This window comes from Enterobacter asburiae, from assembly GCF_007035645.1.
GTDB lineage: Bacteria > Pseudomonadota > Gammaproteobacteria > Enterobacterales > Enterobacteriaceae > Enterobacter > Enterobacter asburiae_B.
The window spans coordinates 3,914,232-3,931,850 of the sequence record NZ_AP019632.1 but is presented as its reverse complement, the minus strand read 5'-3'; the positions used below and the strand labels follow the sequence as shown (position 1 = coordinate 3,931,850).

Annotated in this window: 18 protein-coding genes; 7 read left to right on the top strand and 11 right to left on the bottom strand. The window is 57.5% G+C overall.

The features are described from left to right. Nucleotides 1-84 precede the first annotated feature (84 nt). Genes FOY96_RS18790 through FOY96_RS18780 form a run of 3 tightly spaced genes read left to right on the top strand, consistent with a single transcriptional unit; the run spans nt 85 to nt 2,685 of the window. On the top strand, nt 85-555 hold the full coding sequence (locus FOY96_RS18790; RefSeq protein WP_064673177.1) for a MarR family winged helix-turn-helix transcriptional regulator: 471 nt from the start codon (nt 85-87) through the stop codon (nt 553-555). After that, nucleotides 552-1,619 carry an HlyD family secretion protein gene (locus FOY96_RS18785; RefSeq protein ID WP_143347573.1) on the top strand — a complete coding sequence of 356 codons (1,068 nt, stop codon included), beginning with the start codon at nt 552-554 and terminating at the stop codon, nt 1,617-1,619. Before FOY96_RS18790 ends, FOY96_RS18785 begins: the two co-directional genes overlap by 4 nt. Continuing rightward, the gene (locus tag FOY96_RS18780; RefSeq protein ID WP_143347572.1) at nt 1,609-2,685 is read left to right on the top strand and encodes a DUF2955 domain-containing protein; all 1,077 of its coding nucleotides are present in this window, start codon (nt 1,609-1,611) and stop codon (nt 2,683-2,685) included. Before FOY96_RS18785 ends, FOY96_RS18780 begins: the two co-directional genes overlap by 11 nt. On the opposite strand, the gene FOY96_RS18775 is transcribed toward FOY96_RS18780, so the two are convergent. Then, complete coding sequence (locus tag FOY96_RS18775) at nt 2,682-3,953, bottom strand: DUF445 domain-containing protein (protein ID WP_048980604.1); 1,272 nt, start codon at nt 3,951-3,953, stop codon at nt 2,682-2,684. The two genes, FOY96_RS18780 and FOY96_RS18775, sit on opposite strands and share 4 nt — an antisense overlap. 170 nt (nt 3,954-4,123) lie before the next feature. On the opposite strand from FOY96_RS18775, the gene FOY96_RS18770 reads away from it, so the two are divergent. Together FOY96_RS18770 and FOY96_RS18765 are read left to right on the top strand one after the other, a co-directional pair. After that, nucleotides 4,124-4,411, top strand: a complete 288-nt coding sequence (locus FOY96_RS18770; RefSeq protein ID WP_010427219.1) for a BrnT family toxin — start codon at nt 4,124-4,126, stop codon at nt 4,409-4,411. After that, complete coding sequence (locus tag FOY96_RS18765; RefSeq protein WP_033144548.1) at nt 4,398-4,700, top strand: BrnA antitoxin family protein; 303 nt, start codon at nt 4,398-4,400, stop codon at nt 4,698-4,700. The genes FOY96_RS18770 and FOY96_RS18765 overlap by 14 nt, the downstream gene beginning before the upstream one ends. Nucleotides 4,701-4,730: 30 nt before the next feature. On the opposite strand, the gene FOY96_RS18760 is transcribed toward FOY96_RS18765, so the two are convergent. Both FOY96_RS18760 and FOY96_RS18755 read right to left on the bottom strand, forming a co-directional pair. Then, a complete protein-coding gene (locus FOY96_RS18760; protein ID WP_143347571.1) occupies nt 4,731-5,369 on the bottom strand; it encodes a LysE family translocator in 639 nt (212 codons plus the stop codon). 47 nt (nt 5,370-5,416) lie between these two features. Then, entirely contained in the window at nt 5,417-6,160 is a 744-nt protein-coding gene (locus FOY96_RS18755) for a helix-turn-helix transcriptional regulator (protein WP_143347570.1), read from the bottom strand. A 151-nt stretch (nt 6,161-6,311) separates the two neighbouring features. On the opposite strand from FOY96_RS18755, the gene FOY96_RS18750 reads away from it, so the two are divergent. Next, nucleotides 6,312-7,682, top strand: a complete 1,371-nt coding sequence (locus FOY96_RS18750) for an NAD-dependent succinate-semialdehyde dehydrogenase (RefSeq protein WP_143347569.1) — start codon at nt 6,312-6,314, stop codon at nt 7,680-7,682. 45 nt (nt 7,683-7,727) lie between these two features. Here FOY96_RS18750 and FOY96_RS18745 read toward each other — a convergent pair whose 3' ends face one another. Both FOY96_RS18745 and FOY96_RS18740 read right to left on the bottom strand, forming a co-directional pair. Next, nucleotides 7,728-8,048 carry a hypothetical protein gene (locus tag FOY96_RS18745; protein ID WP_143347568.1) on the bottom strand — a complete coding sequence of 107 codons (321 nt, stop codon included), beginning with the start codon at nt 8,046-8,048 and terminating at the stop codon, nt 7,728-7,730. Then, complete coding sequence (locus FOY96_RS18740; RefSeq protein WP_143347567.1) at nt 8,048-8,593, bottom strand: YfaZ family outer membrane protein; 546 nt, start codon at nt 8,591-8,593, stop codon at nt 8,048-8,050. Before FOY96_RS18740 ends, FOY96_RS18745 begins: the two co-directional genes overlap by 1 nt. A 411-nt stretch (nt 8,594-9,004) precedes the next feature. On the opposite strand from FOY96_RS18740, the gene FOY96_RS18735 reads away from it, so the two are divergent. Next, nucleotides 9,005-10,363 (top strand): esterase-like activity of phytase family protein, encoded by a 1,359-nt coding sequence (locus FOY96_RS18735; protein WP_143347566.1) that lies wholly within the window; start codon nt 9,005-9,007, stop codon nt 10,361-10,363. 429 nt (nt 10,364-10,792) lie between these two features. Here FOY96_RS18735 and yjiA read toward each other — a convergent pair whose 3' ends face one another. The 6 genes from yjiA to hpaB form a co-directional block, all read right to left on the bottom strand. Continuing rightward, entirely contained in the window at nt 10,793-11,746 is a 954-nt protein-coding gene (gene yjiA, locus FOY96_RS18730) for a GTPase (RefSeq protein ID WP_039262268.1), read from the bottom strand. A 10-nt stretch (nt 11,747-11,756) separates the two neighbouring features. Further along, nucleotides 11,757-11,960 carry a YbdD/YjiX family protein gene (locus FOY96_RS18725; RefSeq protein WP_003856610.1) on the bottom strand — a complete coding sequence of 68 codons (204 nt, stop codon included), beginning with the start codon at nt 11,958-11,960 and terminating at the stop codon, nt 11,757-11,759. 100 nt (nt 11,961-12,060) lie between these two features. Next, nucleotides 12,061-14,214, bottom strand: a complete 2,154-nt coding sequence (locus FOY96_RS18720; protein ID WP_047346241.1) for a carbon starvation CstA family protein — start codon at nt 14,212-14,214, stop codon at nt 12,061-12,063. Between the two features lie 191 nt (nt 14,215-14,405). Then, complete coding sequence (locus FOY96_RS18715) at nt 14,406-15,323, bottom strand: helix-turn-helix transcriptional regulator (RefSeq protein WP_143347565.1); 918 nt, start codon at nt 15,321-15,323, stop codon at nt 14,406-14,408. 179 nt (nt 15,324-15,502) lie between these two features. Continuing rightward, nucleotides 15,503-16,015 carry a 4-hydroxyphenylacetate 3-monooxygenase reductase subunit gene (locus FOY96_RS18710; protein WP_047173281.1) on the bottom strand — a complete coding sequence of 171 codons (513 nt, stop codon included), beginning with the start codon at nt 16,013-16,015 and terminating at the stop codon, nt 15,503-15,505. A 17-nt stretch (nt 16,016-16,032) separates the two neighbouring features. Then, nucleotides 16,033-17,595, bottom strand: a complete 1,563-nt coding sequence (gene hpaB / locus FOY96_RS18705; RefSeq protein ID WP_033144556.1) for a 4-hydroxyphenylacetate 3-monooxygenase, oxygenase component — start codon at nt 17,593-17,595, stop codon at nt 16,033-16,035. Nucleotides 17,596-17,619: the final 24 nt, after the last annotated feature.

Sequence of the window (17,619 nt, the reverse complement as noted above, 5' to 3'; positions counted from 1 at the left end):
GCAATTCCTGCTCTTTTACCTCTCGTTTCTTGATACTTACCCTGATAACTATTATCGTTACCGCGTGTGACGAGAGGTTTCCCCATGAGCGAAGAAGAACTGTTTAGCCGCAGGCCGATGGGCATGCGGATGGCGATGATCGTGCGCCAGTGGCGTGCGGTAATCGACGACGCCATTCTCGATACCGGGTTAACCCAGTCGAGCTGGACGGTGATGATGCAGCTTCATCAGCTCGGGGATAACGTCTCCGTGAGTGAGCTGGCGGAGGTGCAGGGCATTGAACTGCCGCCGCTGATGCGCACCCTGACACAGCTGGAAAAGCAGGGTTACCTGCTGCGCTCCGTATCGCCTTATGACAAGCGCATCCGGCTTCTGACGCTGACGCCTGAGGGAAAAGCCCTATTACAAAGGCTCACTCGGGTGATTGAGACCTATCAGGCGCGCGTATCGCAAAACATCGCGCCGGAACATATCGACATTTTCAGCGCCACCCTGAATCAATTCGCCTGCAATTTGCGGACAATCCGCGAAGAAGATAACAAGACCGAAAAATAATGACCCCTGAACAAAAGTTTGCCCGCTGGGTAAGGGTGAGTATTGCCTCTTTCCTGCTGATGTTTGTCTACTTTATCGTCGCGGATATCTGGATCCCGCTGACGCCGGACTCCACCGTGATGCGCGTGGTGACGCCGGTTTCTCCGCGCGTCTCCGGCTACGTGGCGGCGGTACATGTCCACAACAACAGCCAGGTGAAAAAAGGCGATCTGCTGTTTGAGCTCGACGACACGCCGTTTCGCAATAAAGTGGAAGCGGCGCAAATCGCGCTTGAGCAGGCACGCCTTTCCAACGAACAGCTGGATGCGCAGATCGCTGCCGCGCAGGCCAGCCTGAAAACCGCCGTGCTGACCGCGCGTAACGATAAAGTGACCTTCGATCGCTACCAGAAGCTGAGCACGCTGCAGAACGTCTCGCAGGCGGATCTGGATAAGGTCCGAACCGCCTGGCAGAGCAGCGAGCAGTCCGTCAGCTCTATCCAGGCCAATATCCATAACCTGCGCATTCAGCGCGGCGAGCGGGACGAGCATCGCAACGTGACGCTGCAAAAATACCGTAACGCGCTGGATGACGCGGAGCTTAACCTCGGCTGGACGAAGGTCTACGCCCAGGCGGACGGCACGGTCAGTAACCTGCAGTTAAGCCCGGGCTTTTACGCTTCCTCGGGTTCAGCCGCGCTGGCGCTGGTGAACAACCAGACCGATATCGTCGCCGATTTTCGCGAAAAAAGCCTGCGCCACACCCATCAGGGCACCGACGCCGCCGTGGTGTTCGACGCCTTCCCGGGGCACGTTTTCCGCGCCCACGTGACCAGCAGCGACGCGGGGATACTGGCAGGTCAGGAGGCCGTGAACGGTCAACTCTCCGAGCCGGAAACCTCCAACCGCTGGGTGCGCGATGCCCAACGCATGCGTATTCACGTGACGCTGGATGAAGCGCTGCCAAAGCATCTGCCGACCGGCGCCCGCGCGACCGTGCAGCTCTACAACAGCGAAGGGCCGTTTGCGCGCTTTTTCTCCGGGATGCAGATCCACCTGGTGAGCCTGCTTCACTATGTCTATTAGCACCCTGGCGCGGGTATTTACCCCGCACGGCAACATCGTCTATACGGCAAACGACTTTCGCCAGACCCTGCGCATCGTCTTCGCCGGGATGATTGCGCTCAGCATCTCCAGCTTCTACAACACCAGCTACGGCGTATTTTTCGTGGTCTATCCGATCATGCTGCTGTCGCTGGTGCCGGTGTTTAACCGCCACGTGGCGAAGCAGTTTATCTTCAGCGCCGCACTAAACTGCGTCGAAATGATCTTCATTATCGGCTATCTGTCGCAATGGCCGGTCATCATGACGCTGGTGGTGTTTGCCCTGTACGTGATGCGTTTTCGCTTTATGAGCAAGGGGCCGCTGTTCCTGTTTGGCTCAATGGGCGTGGTGTGCCAGAGCGTGATGCTCAATTTTATGAGCTACCCCACGACCAACTGGCACACGCTGCTGTTTTCCAACATCGAAGCGAGCATCATGGCGGTGTGCCTGAGCGCGCTGATGAACTATCTCCTGCCGGACGTGGAGCCCCGCAGGCCGCCGCCGCTGATTGAGAAAGACGACGCCCGCGTGCGCCACGAGTCGCTGCTCTCCGGCACCGTCGCGACGCTGATATTCGTGGTGTTTCAGATCAGCGACTTAAGCGATTCGCTTTCGGCGCTAATGGCGGGGATTTTAATTCTGTTCCCCATGCACTACCGCGGTTCGGTGATGAGCTCGATCTGGCGCGTGGTCGGCGTGGTGCTGGGCTGTCTCTACATTCTGGTGGTGCAGCTGATTCTCTACGATCACAGCAGCCATATGCTATTGATGATGCCGCTGATCGGCCTCGGGCTGGCGTTTGGCGCGCGCCTGCACGTGATGGAAAAGGTGGGCGCGGGCGTGGGATTTTCCAGCATCACGACCATCGGCATTATGTTCGGGCAGAACATGCACCCGGACACTGACCTGGTGTTCAGCGATCTGTACCGCATCACCTCCGTCACCTTTTCGCTGGTCGCAACGCTGACGATGGTCTTTCTGGTGCACCTGATCCTCAACCGCTTCGAGGCGACGCGCTACGTCATCGCGCCGCCCAAAGTAGATTAATGCCCCAGCACGGCAGGCAGCTGCGAGAGTAAAAACAGGATCAGGCCAATCGTCCCGCCGACCAGCGTGCCGTTGACGCGGATGAACTGCAGATCTTTACCGATGTTAAGCTCAATCTGGCGGGACATGTCTTTGGCGTCCCAGCTTTTGACCGTGTCGCTGATGTGGCGCGTCAGAAACGCCGCGAAATCCGGTGCGAGGCGGTGTGCGGCCTGCTCCAGATGTTCGTTCAGCGACGCCCGCAGGCTGGCGTCGTTAGACAGCGTTTCGCCAAACCACAGCCCGGCGTTGGCGATGCGCTGCTTCACGCGCGAATCCTCGCTTTGCATATCCGCTTTCAGCCACTGGCGCAGGTCGGCCCACATCTCTCCCAGATATCGGTTAAACGCCTCATCGTTTTTCAGGTAGTGCTTGATGTTGTCGGCTTTCGCCGCCATTTCCGGATCGTTTTTCAGGTTGTCGATAAGCTTCAGCGTGGCGCGGTCGAACGCCTGGCGGATCTGGTGCGTGCGGTCGTGGCTGATATCGTCCAGCAGCGCGTTCACCGCGTTCGACACCATCTCCGCGCTTTGATCGCCCAGCCACTCGGTGGGCAGCACCATCGCCTTGCGCGGATGTTCGGTCTTCAGCCAGTGGACAATCTGATCGGCAATAAAGTCCCGCGTGCTCTCCCGCTGAATCAGGGTAATCAGACGGTTGATGATCGCATCCAGCAGCACCTGGTGGCGGTTGTTTTTGGTCATGCTCTCCAGCATAACGGCGCTGGTTTCGGTGAAATCGACCTTGTCGATGGCCTTATGCACCGCCCGTTTGAGCAGCCGCTGAATACGCCCGTCGTCGGTGAGTTCGAGAAAACCGCTCATCACCTGCATCAAGTGCAGCCCGACGCGCTGAGCGTTGTCCGGTTTGCTGAACCAGGCGCCGATCATCTGCGCAGGTTCATAGCGGCGGATGAGTGCCACCAGCGACTGGGTATCAAGAAACTTCTCCTGCACAAACTGGCCGAGATTGTCGCCGATCCGGTCTTTATTGCGCGGGATAATCGCCGTATGGCGCGAGATAAACGGAATGGGCACCCGGCGGAAAAGCGCAACCACGGCAAACCAGTCTGCCAGCGCGCCGACCATCGCCGCCTCGGCAATGGCCTTCACGCCGCGCACCCAGAAGGTCTGCGGCAGGAACAGGGTGGTGATAAACGCCGCGGCGGCAATCAGCAGCAGCGACAGCGCCAGCAGCTTGGCGCGTTTGAGTTCAGCTATTTTTTCCATGGGTTAAGGATAGAGGGAAGCGGGGGGAAAGTGCAAAGAAGGAGAAGGACCTCCGCGTTTCAGCTTCTGGAATGCGCCTTCAGATATTGAAATTGAACGATGTCGACCGGTTCAATTTACGAACGTTTTGTATATGCTTTTTTGTATATACAATAAGGGAAGGGTACACTATGCCAACGGAGTTTGAATGGGATACCAACAAAGCGAAAAGCAATCTCATTAAGCATGGGATCCGCTTTGAAGAAGCTGTTCTGGTGTTTGACGATCCTTACCATTTATCTTTGCAGGATCGTCATGAAAATGGAGAGTTCCGTTGGCAGACCATTGGCCTTGTACATGGTCTAATTGTCATTATGGTCGCACACACGGTACGTTTTGAAAGTGGTGACGAAGTCATTCGAATCATTAGCGCACGAAAGGCGGACCGTAAAGAGAGGAGCCGTTATGAGCATGGTTAAACATAAACGCGGTAGTGCGCCTGAGATGAGTGCTCGCCGTGAGGCTGAGCTCAAAGCACTAGCCGAAAAATCGGAAGCAGAGATTGATTACAGCGATATCCCTGCCACGGGAGATGAACAGTGGTCAGGGGCGGTGCGAGGGAAGTTCTATCGGCCACTCAAAACTCAGGCGTCTGTACGTATCGACGCTGACGTGATGGAGTGGCTTAAACGGCCTGGAAAAGGTTACCAGACGAGGCTCAATGCCATTTTGCGTGAAGCTATGCTGCGCGATCAAAACAAAAAATAAGCAACGGGCGGCGTCAGGCTGCCCGCTATCTCAGCGTATATTTTCCAGTAGCCGCCACAGCACCCACCCGCCAAATCCCATCAGCACCACCCCCGCCGTGCGCTCTATCAGCCACAGCGAACGGCTGAGCTTCTGTTGTACCGCCGATAGCCCCATCAGCGACACCAGCGCGACATCCCACGCCAGCACCACCATCACCATCCAGACGCCGCAGGTCGCCTGCTGAAGCAGCGTGACGTCCGGCCCCAGCAAGGCCGTCATCAGCGCCAGATAGAACAGCGCGTTCTTCGGGTTTAGCAGCGCCGAACCGAGCCCCAGCAGGATCTGCTTTTGCAGCGACGGGAAGCGCTGGTGGGTTTCATTCAGCGCCCGCGCCTGCTGGCGGCTGCGAATCAGATGCGAGCCGATCCACAGCAGGTACAGCGCCCCGCAAAGCTCGATAAGCGTAAACAGCCACGTAAACTGGCGCAGCGCGCTCCAGCCGATAATCACCAGAAGAATATAGAGCGCGTTGCCCGCGGCGATGCCGAGGCACAGTCCGGCGCTGCCGCGTAGCCGATAGCGCGCGGCATAGCCCACGAGCAGGAAGAAATCCGGGCCCGGGCTTAGCAGGGCGACAAAGTGCGCCAGCGCCAGGGCGAGAAAAGCGGAAGGGAAGAACAGTTCCATAGCGACCTCAGTTAACAATCCGAGGTCAGAGTACGGCGCTGCAGAGCCTATTTATTGTCTGATATTGATCGGCCGGTGGCGTACTGGCGCGGCGTGGCGGCGGTATAGCTGACGAAGGTCTTATGAAAATGGCTCTGGTCGGCAAAGCCGCTCTGGTAGCCGACGTCGGCAATATCATCCCCGGCGCGCAGACGCGCCTTGGCGTACTCCACGCGGGAGATGTTGAGAAAGCTGCCCGGCGTCAGGCCGGTGTCCTGCCTGAAGGTGCGGATCAGCGTCTCCTTGCGCAGCGAGAAGCGTTGGGCAAGCTCGTCGAGGGAAGGCGGGCAGGTGAGATCGGAAAGAAACGCCTGCTGAATCTGCTGGCTGGTTGCGCGAAGCGCGTCAGCGTTATCCGCGGCGCGGGGAAGGGCAGAAAGCAGGGTCTCAAGGGACGCCGGAGACAGGGTCTCAACAACGTCCAGGTAATGGGCAAACAGGGTTGGGCTACGAATCACCTGTAGCGCCAGCGGAAGCCCGGTGTCGATGTAGAGCATATGGTAGCTGCGCGGTTGCCCGGCGACGGGGTTGCAGCTGTGCGGCACACCGGCCGGGATCGCGATGAGGTCCCCGGGGTTAAGGATGTACTCTCTGTCATGACACACGCAGCAGGTCTGGCCCTCCACAATCGCGCCGATGGAGAGCTGAGGGTGACTGTGGCGTTTGTACGCCTGCGTACTCTGCCAGGTGCTGCGCAGCTCAAGGCCTGAGGCGCGGTGAAAAGTCTGGCGGATATGTCGGGTATCGGTCATGGGCGCTCCTTCTGAAGATTTTTTATACCACGTCAGCGAACCGTCCGGCAGCGCTTCATTAAGAACCTTCCGGATATACCCAACTTTACGTCCATAGCCAGTCATGTTGACTACCCTTAATACCCTAAGCGGTAAAACAAGGAGATTCGACATGGCTTATCAAACAGTAAATCCTGCCACTAACCAGCTCATCAAAGAATACCCCTCACATACCGACGCGGATATCGAAGCGGCGCTGAAGGCGGCCGATGCGCTTTATCATTCGGACTGGGCGAAAGGCGACATCAGCCAGCGCCTGCCGGTGCTGCATAAGCTTGCCGATCTGATCGACGAGCGCGTGGAGGATCTGGCTAAAATCGCCAGCCAGGAGATGGGTAAGCTCATCGAACAGAGCCGCGGCGAGGTGAAGCTGTGCGCGCAGATCGCCCGCTACTACGCCGACAACGCGCAGCGGTTCCTGGCCCCGGAGAAGTACGACTCTGAGCTCGGTGAAGCCTGGGTGGAGCATCACCCCATCGGCGTGCTGATGGCCGTTGAGCCGTGGAACTTCCCGTACTACCAGCTGATGCGCGTCCTGGCGCCAAACCTGGCGGCGGGTAACCCCGTCATCGCCAAACATGCCAGCATCGTGCCGCACTGCGCCGAGACCTTTGCCCATCTGGTGCGCGAGGCGGGGGCGCCGGAAGGGGCGTGGACCAACCTGTTTATTTCGTCCGAGCAGGTGGCAAACATCATTGCCGACGATCGCGTGCAGGGCGCCGCATTAACCGGCTCCGAAAAGGCTGGCAGCGTGGTGGCGGCGCAGGCGGCGAAGCACATCAAGAAATCCACGCTGGAGCTGGGCGGTAACGACGTCTTCGTGGTGCTGGATGACGCAGACCTTGAGAAGGCCGTGAAAATTGGCGTTAACGCGCGGCTCAACAATGCCGGGCAGGTCTGTACCGCGGCGAAGCGCTTTATCCTGCATGAAAAGATTGCAGAGGCCTTCCTGAGCAAATTCACCGAGGCGTTTAAGCAGGTGAAGATTGGCGATCCGCTGGACGAAAGCACCACGCTGGGGCCGCTGTCGTCTAAAGATGCGCTCGAAACGCTGACCAGACAGGTTAACGAGGCGGTGAAAAACGGCGCCACGCTGCACTACGGCGGCAAACCGGCGCAGCGCGACGGGAGTTTCTTCGAACCGACGATCCTGACGAATATTTCCCGCGATAACCCGGCGTATTTCGAAGAGTTCTTCGGCCCGGTGGCGCAGATGTACGTGGTGAAAAACGACGACGAGGCGGTCGCGCTGGCGAACGACTCCCACTACGGCCTGGGCGGGGCGGTATTCAGCCAGAATATCGAGCGCGCGAAGAAAATGGCGTCGCGGATTGAGACCGGGATGGTGTACATCAACTGGCTCACCGATACCGCGCCAGAGCTGCCGTTCGGTGGCGTGAAGCGCTCCGGCTACGGGCGCGAGCTGTCGGATCTGGGGATCAAAGAGTTTGTGAACCAGAAGCTGGTGGTGGTGCATAAGTAAGAGGTCATAAAAAAACCTGCCAGCCGGCAGGTTTTTTTAAAGAGATTATTGCACTTCGATCTTGTCCCAGCCGCTTTTAAACATGCAGCTGTCAACTAACGTATCCCGGCGATATTCATTCGCGTCTTCAACCGTGTAGCTCGTGGAAATATCCTTTTTCTTGTTCTTTTTGTCCGTTTTTTCCGAGCTGGATCCGGTTACGACGTTATCCGGGGGCAGATCGATCAGCGCCTGCGCTTCGCATTCCGTGAGCTTTTTATTCATTTCCGCATCGCTGACGCCCGGTTTCACCCATTTGTACTGGACGCAGCCGGCGAGCATCAGCGTGAGGCCCAGAACGCAAAGCGCGGTCATGCGGTGTTTCATCAGAAGGTGACTCCACCGCCTACATATGCGCCGTCAATCAGCGTGTGGCCAGGACGACCGTCTTTGCCGTCCACGCTCACGTGGCGGTAGCCCACTTTCAGGGTCACTGGCGTAATTGGCGTCCAGCTTATGCCGCCGTTGGCTTCGACGTAGTTTTTCACGCTGTTGTTCAGGCCTTCTGGTGCGACATAGCCTTCACCGTACACGTGGATGCTGTCGGTCAGGGCAACGTTTACGCCGCCGCCAATCGGGAACGCCACGCCGTTATCGCCTTTTTTCGGGCCGAGGTAGATGGCTTTTGCACCCGCATTCAGCATCACCGGGCCAAGACCCAGGTTGTAGCCTGCGCCCACGCCGCCGGTCTGGGTACCGTCGTCGGTGTTTTTGAGCCAGTTACTTTCCAGATAAACACCGGATGAGGATTTCCCCATTTCCAGATTGAGGTTGGTAAAGTTTTTACCCTGCTCAACGGTGCCGCCCATCGCCAGTGCGGAACCCGATACGGCAGCCAGAGCAGAAAGAAGAAGGATATTCAGTTTTTTCATGTTTTATGCCTCGTCATTAAATTCATCTGGGCGCACCTTAACAAGCGATGTTAATGACTGCAAATGTGATATAAATCGCGTTTTTATACTGATATTGTTAACTTTTTTATTGAAGTTGTTGCAATGATGTTTGATTGTCGGAGTGTCAACAGGGGATGTTTTTAGCGTTTAGGAACCGTTTAGTTTTTTGACTAAACATAAACTGAACGAGGCGGGGATAGTGATTTGAGATGAATTAATTGGGTTTCTAATAATTTCCAAAAATGTTTCGCCTGTCACACAAAACAACAAAGCCTTACATTTCGAGCGATGAATATACGTTCAATCGCGTAGGTCGGTTTCCTTTTCATGTCATTTTTCTGACACGTTTATTCTTTACGTTGTTGGCTTCACTAACTGGATGCTAACAATATGAAAAGAAAAATTATTCCTGTACTTATCGGCTGTGCGCTCTCTTTCTCTGGCCTGGCGGCGCAGCCCACTGCTGAGCGCTATGTCGTCAGCTTCCCTGAAGGCTCCCACGTGAGCTACAGCGGCGCGTTTGCCAGCGCGTTTCCAAACGGACTCCCTGTGGGAATCGGTTCTGGCCTGCTGTTTACGGGCAAGCAGGGCGACGCCCTGACCTTTGTGACCGTGACCGATCGCGGTCCAAACGCCGATGCGCCCAAAATGGGTAAAAACGAAGCCAAAATATTTGTCACGCCAGATTTCGCGCCGCTGCTGATGACCATCCGCGTTCAGAACGGCATAGCGGAGGCTGTCGATGCCCGCCCGCTGCATGATGATAAAGGCGAGATCAACGGTCTGCCGCTGCAAAGCGGCGTGATTGGCTCCACCAATGAAGTGGCGTTCAGCGATACCCTCAAGATCCTGAAGGGTGACAACCGCGGGCTGGACACGGAAGGCATCACCCCGGACGGCAAAGGCGGCTACTGGCTGTGCGACGAATATGGCCCGTTCCTGATTAACGTCGACAGCAAAGGGAAGATCCTGGCGATCCACGGGCCGCAGGCCGCGGAAGGGGAGAAATCCATCGCGGGCGGCCTGCCAAACATCATCAAATGGCGCCAGGCGAACCGGGGCTTTGAAGGCCTGACCCGGATGCCGGACGGGCGGATTATCGCCGCCGTGCAAAGCACGCTGGATATTGACGGCAAGAGCAAAAAGCAGGCGCTGTTTACGCGTCTGGTGAGCTTCGACCCGGCGACCGGGAAAACGGCGATGTACGGTTACCCTATCGACAGCGCGGCCTACAGCAAAAACAGCGACGCCAAAATCGGCGACATCGTGGCGCTCGATGACCAGCACATCCTGCTGATTGAGCAGGGAAGCGATAAAAACGACGGGATGCGTAACCTGATTTACAAGGTGGATCTCAGCAAGGCGAGCGACCTTTCCGCCTTCGACAAGCCGGGCGAGTACCCGGAGTTTGATGATGAGAAAACCCTGGTGCAGCGCGGCATTACCCTTGCGGCTAAAACACAGGTCGTCGATCTGCGCGCGCTGGGCTGGCTGCAGGAGAAGGCCGAAGGGCTGGCGTTGATCGACAGCAAAACGCTTGCGGTAGCGAACGATAACGACTTTGGCGTGAAGGTGGCGATGCAAAACCCGGTCGAGGGCAAGAAGCTCAAGGATTATCGGGTGAACGCGGAAGGCAAGCTGACGCTGGATGATAAGCCAGTTGAAACCACGCTCAGCGTGAAGCCGCTGAAAAAGCCGGAGTCGGACAGCGAGCTGTGGATTGTGACGCTGCCGGAGGCGGTGAAATAAGTATCCCCACAAAATAATGCCTGCACAGACGCCCCCTCTCCCTTGAGGGAGAGGGCTGGGGTGAGGGGGAACATACGGCTCTAGTGGTCATTCCGTTCACTTCATGTTCCTTGCTACTCTGTAACGGCATGACCGGTGAACGTGCCAGGGTGGCTCAATCGCCACCACCCTGGCGACCCGGGCTCCCGGCGGTAAATCGCCGCTTCGCGGTGCCCTCAGCTTATTCCTTCAGGCTATCGGGTCGGGCATGAGCCTGCATCCCTGCAGGCCACGCCCTCTCGGCGCATCCCTGCGCCTCGCCCCGGCCTTACGGAAACGCTTCGGCGATTTACAGCCGGACCAGGGCGTCGCTGTAAGTCATTAATTAACCTGAAGCAACGTTCATCGCTTCAGGTTAATAAATTACTGGGCAGAGGGGATGCATGGCTGTTATTTCTTCAGACCCGCAAACGCCGCCCGAATTTCTTCTTCCGGGAGTTGGATACCGATAAACACCATCACGCTGTGCGGCGCTTCCTCGCCCCAGGGGCGATCCCAGTCGGCGCTGTACAGGCGCTGCACGCCCTGGAACAGCAGGCGGTTCGGCTCGCCGTCAATCCACAGCATCCCTTTGTAGCGCAGCAGCTTGTCGGCAAACGACAGCAGCAGGTTTTCCATCACGCGCGAAACCTCGCCGATGTCCACCGGGTAGTCCAGCTCCACCACTATCGACGCCACGTCGTTTTGCCTGTCTCCCATAAAGTGGAAGCGCGGTTTTGCGGTGACGTTCTCCTCCAGCATAAAGCCGTTGGTGTTGAACAGCTGAGACAGATCGATGTCGCCATGCGTCACCGTGTAAACCGGCGCGCGGGAGTTAATGCGCGTCAGGCGCTCGCGCAGTTTTTCGCTTTCGCCCGCCACGTCGGTTTTGGTCAGCAGGATGCGGTCGGCGTAGCCCACCTGAGACTGGGCGATGGTGAACTGGTTCATCTGCTCGTCGGCGTGAACCGCGTCGACCAGGGCAATCACGCCGTCCAGCAGGTAGCGCTGGCAGAGGATCTCGTGAGAGAAAAAGGTCTGAATAATCGGGCCGGGGTCGGCCATGCCGGTGCACTCGATCACCAGGCGGTCAAAGTCGATCTCGCCGCGATCGCGGCTGTCGAGCAGGTCCAGCAGGGCGTCTTCTAATTCGTTAGAGCGGGTGCAGCAGATGCAGCCGTTGGTCAGGGTTTTGATCTGGGTGGCGCGATCGCCGATCAATTGATCGTCAACGGAGACCTCGCCGAATTCGTTTTCGATGACGGCGATTTTGAAGCCGTGCTGTTCGTTCAGGATGTGGCGCAGCAGGGTGGTTTTACCGGCGCCGAGGAAACCGGTCAGCAGGGTAACGGCAATCGGGGTCATGGTCTCTCCTTTAGCAGCAGCGAACGCCGCCTTCTCCACTTCCGCCGTAGCGCGCTTCCTGGCGCTCGCGGAAGAATTCGGTGTAGGTCATGTACGGCTTATCCGGATGGTTGGTCTTCATATGCTCAACGTAGTTGTCGTAGTCCGGAATGCCAATCAGCATTTTCGCCGCCTGACCGAGGTATTTTTTTGCTTCGCCTAAGTTACCAAACATTGTGGGTTCCAGACAGAAAAAGCCCGGCGATGTGAGTCCGCTGGGCTTATGTTCCCCTCACCCCAGCCCTCTCCCAAAGGGAGAGGGGGAGGATTGCGGATTAATGGTGTGAAGAGGTCTTCACGCCGCCTTCCGGCACCGGCACGTACGGGGTTTCTTTATCCGTACGGCCGTCGGCGTTGCGCACTTTCAGCCAGGTTTTGATGCCGTAGAAGATGATGCTGTACACCACCACCAGGAACAGAATGCTCAGACCCGCGTTGGTGTAGTTGTTCACCACGATATGGTTCATGTTGGCAATCTGCTGCGCGGTCAGGTCCGCGCCGCCTGCGGCAATCTTCTCTTTGTACTGGTTAGCCATGAAGAAGAAGCCTTCCAGCTGCGGGTTGGCGCTGAACAGCTTCAGGCCAAGCGCCCAGGTGGTGCAGAGCAGCAGCCACAGCGCAGGAACAACGGTTACCCAGATGTATTTGGTGCGCTTCATCTTCACGAGGACCACGGTACCGAGCACCAGAGCAACGGCTGCGAGCATCTGGTTAGAGATACCGAACAGCGGCCACAGGCTCTTCACGCCGCCGAGCGGGTCGACAACGCCCTGATACAGCAGGTAGCCCCACAGGCCTACGCAGCCCGCAGTACCCAGAATGCCCGCCACCAGAGAGTCGGTTTTCTTCAGGAACGGCACGAAGTTACCGAGCAGGTCCTGCAGCATGAAGCGGCCCGCACGGGTACCGGCGTCCAGCGCGGTCAGGATGAACAGCGCTTCGAACAGAATACCGAAGTGGTACCAGAAGCCCATGTCCGCCCACGGCAGCACCTTGTGGAACACGTGTGCGATACCGACGGCCAGCGTCGGTGCGCCACCGGCGCGGTTCAGCACGGACGGTTCGCCGATGTCTTTCGCCGTCTGCATGATTTGCTCAGGCGAAATCACGAAGCCCCAGGAGCTGACGGTCGCCGCCGCGTGTGCGCTCGCGTCCTTCAGCTGCGCCATAATCAGCGCCGCGTTGTCACCGCCCATTTCGTGCAGGTTTGGCATGGTAATGCCGAGGCCCGCAGGCGGGGTGTTCATCGCGAAGTAGAGACCCGGTTCGATAATGGAGGCTGCAACCAGCGCCATGATCGCCACGAAGGACTCCATCAGCATCGCGCCGTAGCCGATCAGACGCGCGTCTTTCTCGTTCGCCAGCAGTTTAGGCGTGGTACCGGACGCAATCAGGGCGTGGAAGCCGGAGACCGCACCGCAGGCGATGGTGATGAACAGGAACGGGAACAGGGCGCCTTTCCACAGCGGGCCGGTACCGTCGATGTACTGGGTTACTGCCGGCATTTTCAGGTCCGGGTTAATCACCAGGATACCGATCGCCAGACCAACGATAACGCCGATTTTGAGGAAGGTCGCGAGGTAGTCACGCGGGGCCAGAATCAGCCAGACCGGCAGCAGCGCGGAGATAAACGCATAGCCAATCAGCGCGAAGGTAATGGTAGTGTCCTTGAAGGTCAGCGCCGGGCCCCAGTACGGGTCGTGCGCAATCACGCCGCCGAAGTAGATAGACGCTACCAGCAGCACGATACCAATCACCGACACTTCACCCACGCGGCCCGGACGCAGGAAGCGCATGTAGATACCCATGAACAGCGCAATCGGTACGGTTGAGCAGACGGTGAAGACACCCCACGGGCTTTCGGCCAGCGCTTTCACCACGATCAGGGCCAGCACCGCAAGGATGATGATCATAATCAGGAAGCAGCCGAACAGGGCGATCGTCCCCGGCACGCGGCCCATCTCTTCTTTGACCATCTCACCCAGAGAGGCGCCGTTACGGCGAGAAGAGATAAACAGCACCATAAAGTCCTGCACCGCACCCGCCAGCACCACGCCGGCGAGCAGCCACAGGGTACCCGGCAGGTAGCCCATCTGCGCGGCCAGCACCGGGCCGACCAGCGGGCCTGCGCCCGCGATAGCGGCAAAGTGGTGACCAAACAGCACGTAGCGGTTGGTTGGCACGTAGTTCAGGCCGTCATTGTTAATGACCGCCGGGGTGGCGCGCGTCGGGTCGAGCTTCATGACCTTCTGCGCGATGTACAAGCTGTAGTAGCGATAAGCAACAAGATAGACGGAAACGGACGCAACCACGATCCACAGGGCGCTTACGTGTTCGCCCCGGCGTAATGCGACAACCGCCAGACAAAAAGCGCCGAGGATCCCGAGTAAGGCCCAGGGCACGTGCTTCAGTAGTTTTTTAGTATCCATAGTAAGACCTGGTTTTTTATGTAAAGAAAAAAGGGTCAGGGTTCGTTGTGAGGAGGTATTGATTAATGCTGGAGCGATCGTGCCAGATCCTCGCGCGTGTAAAGGACGGTAAATGAATGAGTGGTTGAAAGTGCCGGGTGAGCGGTCAAAGGGGGCGACGAGCGGTTCCGGCTCGCCGCCAGGGGGCGAAATTATGTGATTGAGATCACTTGATTATTCGGGTTACGCTCCACCGCCAGATAGTTCTCCAGCGTTCTAATCAGTTTTTCCTTCAGCCAGTTCGGTTCCAGAATCTGAATGTGGGGCAGCCAGTAGAACAGCAGCGGTAGGATCTGGTTCTCGTGCGCCGCCTGACAGCGCAGCGTGACGCCGCCCTGCTGCTCCTCCAGCAGCTCCTGTTCCGGCAGAAGATCGCGGCGCAGGAAGTAATGTGAAATATTATCTTTGATAAATATTTTCACCGCGAAAGTATTTTCAGACACCCAGGGATCGAGGCTTTTCTCCAGCAGCTCAAGGACATTTTCTTCGGGCGTGAAGGTCGTTTTATGAATATCAAACCAGCTAATCTGGCTCAATGAGAAGGATTTCAGGCGGCTATTTTCGGTGGCTTGTAAATACCATATATTTTTTTTGTTAATGAGTTTATAGGGATTAATCAGACGGGTTTTTCCCTTATAAACGATCTGACAAACATTATGGTTTTTAATCGATCTCTCGATTTTCGTTAAATGACGGCGAATATCGCGTTCTACCGTGTGTTCTGCCTCATTGCCAAGAATAAGAATATGGTTTTCGTCAACGCGCGTTTCAAGCTTTTGCCAGAATTCCATATTTCTTTCAGGGAAAAAGCTGTCAGCATTCAGGAAGTTAGCAAGGGTGTGATGTAAGCCTTGTCCGCCGGGTGATTGCGCAGAATGGATCAGCCGATATAGCCCGTTACCGGTATGCTCAACAATGGGAGAGAGGGCATTTAAATCCCGGTAGACGGTACGCTCGGTAATTTTAAATTTTTCCATTAGCGCACTGCGGTTTACCACACCGTTTAAATGTAGCTCAACCAGAATATCGACCAGACGTTCAGCCGAGCGGCTCCGCGTCGTTTTAGCCATAAGGTCATCCTGTATATTTAGGTATGCGCTGAATGATGCGGATGCACTGACAAAGGGTGTCAGTATTCAGTCACAGAAAATTTCTCTTATGGGTATATAACGGCGTGATTTAGCGGAAACCTTAGGAGTTTTTGTAGAAAGCGGCGCTGGCCGAAGAAAAAGGCCAGCGCGAGGGGGGATCACACGGCGGCTTCCGCCTCCAGCATGACCGGATGGAAACGGCGCTTGAAGTAGATCAGACCGTGTCCCGCGTCACTCAGAATAATGTTCTTAACTTCAACAAGGTAGACAAGATGCGTGCCGATGGTTTGCACCTGGCTAATCTCGCCCTCAAGGCTGGCGAGAGCGCCCTTGAGCACCGGCTGCGCCAGCGGCCCTTTCTGCCAGCAGGAGAGGGCAAAGCGCTCCTCCATCGTCATACCGGTCATCCCGGCGAAATGGCGAGCCATGATCTCCTGTTCGTGGTTCAGTACGTTAACGCACAGTCTGCCGTTACCCTGAAATACCGGGTTCATGGCGCTGTTGGCGTTGATGCACACCATAACCGACGGCGGGGTGTCCGTGACCGAACAGACGGCGGTAGCGGTAATGCCGCAGCGGCCCGCCTCGCCCTCGGTGGTGATCACATTAACCGCCGCCGACAGGCTACTCATCGCGTCGCGAAAACGCAGGCGTTGTTCATCTGAATGCATTGCAACCTCCCGCTGCGCTATTTCAGCAGCTTGTCGAGCATGTTGATATCGCTGTTGTTGTGCAGGTGCGGCACCGTCCAGCCGTGCTGGTCGTATTCGGACATGCAGCGGTCGACCATCGCCATCATTTTGTCCATGTTGCCGGAGCTCTGCGCCTGGCGCAGACACTGCAGGCGGATCTCATCCTGGCTGCCGGAGTAGTTGATTTCGTACAGCTCGTGACGGCCGCCGAACTCGCTGCCGATGGCGTCCCACATCAGCTTCAAAATCTTGATGCGTTCGACGTGATCCATGCCGTTGGAGCCGCGCACGTATTTCGCCAGATACTGGTCGATCTGCGGGTTGTTCAGATCCCGGGCGCTGGACGGCAGGTAGATCAGCCCGGACGTCACGTTACGCTCGATGATGTTCTTGATCTTCGCGTAGGCCATCGGCGCCATCACGCGGTAGGTTTGCAGCGCGGCGTGATCCGGCAGATACGCGCCGTTGACCCACGGGGTGGCTTCGGAGCACATGGAGTCGCTCAGCGCCCAGAACATGTTGCGCCAGGCCACCACTTCGCCGAGATCCGCCTGCACGCCGCGGAACTCCAGGGTGCCGGTGCACTCCAGGGATTTCTTCAGCAGGGCGGTGATGAAGTCGAGCTTTACCGCCAGACGCACGCAGGCCTGCAGCGGGTACATCCGCGCAAAGCCGCCTTCCATCGTCCAGCGACGGCAGCGGTCGAAATCGCGGTAGATCAGCACGTTTTCCCACGGGATCAGCACATGATCCATCACCAGGATCGCGTCGTTCTCGTCGAAGCGGCTGGAGAGCGGGTAGTCGTACGGGGATCCGGTTGCGCCTGCCACCATCTCGTAAGAGGCGCGGGAGATCAGCTTCACGCCTTCGGCATCCATCGGCGCGACGAACATCAGCGCGAAGTCCGGGTTTTCGCCCATCACCTGCGCGGAGCCGAAGCCGATCATGTTGTAGTGGGTCAGCGCCGAGTTGGTTGCCACCACTTTCGCGCCGCTGACGATAATCCCGGCGTCGGTCTCTTTCTCCAGCTTGATGTAGACGTCTTTCACCTCGTCCGCCGGCTTGTGGCGGTCGATCGGCGGGTTAACGATGGCGTGGTTGAAGTACAGGCCGGTTTCCTGAATGCGGGTGTACCAGTTGCGGGCGTTCTGTTCGAACTGGCCGTAGAAGGCCGGGTTGGCTCCGAGCGCGCAGCCGAACGCGGCTTTGTAGTCCGGCGTGCGGCCCATCCAGCCGTAGCTCAGGCGCGACCACTCGGCGATGGCGTCGCGCTGCTGGCGCAGGTCGTCGGCGCTTTTCGCCACGCGGAAGAACTTGTGGGTATAGCCGCCGCTGCCGGTGTCGGTGCCCCAGCAGAGCGTGTCCTGCATCTCCGGCTTGTGCAGCGCGTCGTACATCTGTGCGATGGAGGCCGCCGCGTTGCGAAACGCCGGGTGGGTGGTGACATCTTTGACGCGCTCGCCGTAGATGTAAATCTCACGGCCGTCCTGCAGGCTTTTTAAATACTCTTCGCCGGTTAACGGACGTTTGGCATCAGCGCGGAAATCTTCAGGCTTCATAGGGACCTCGTATCGGAATAGGGT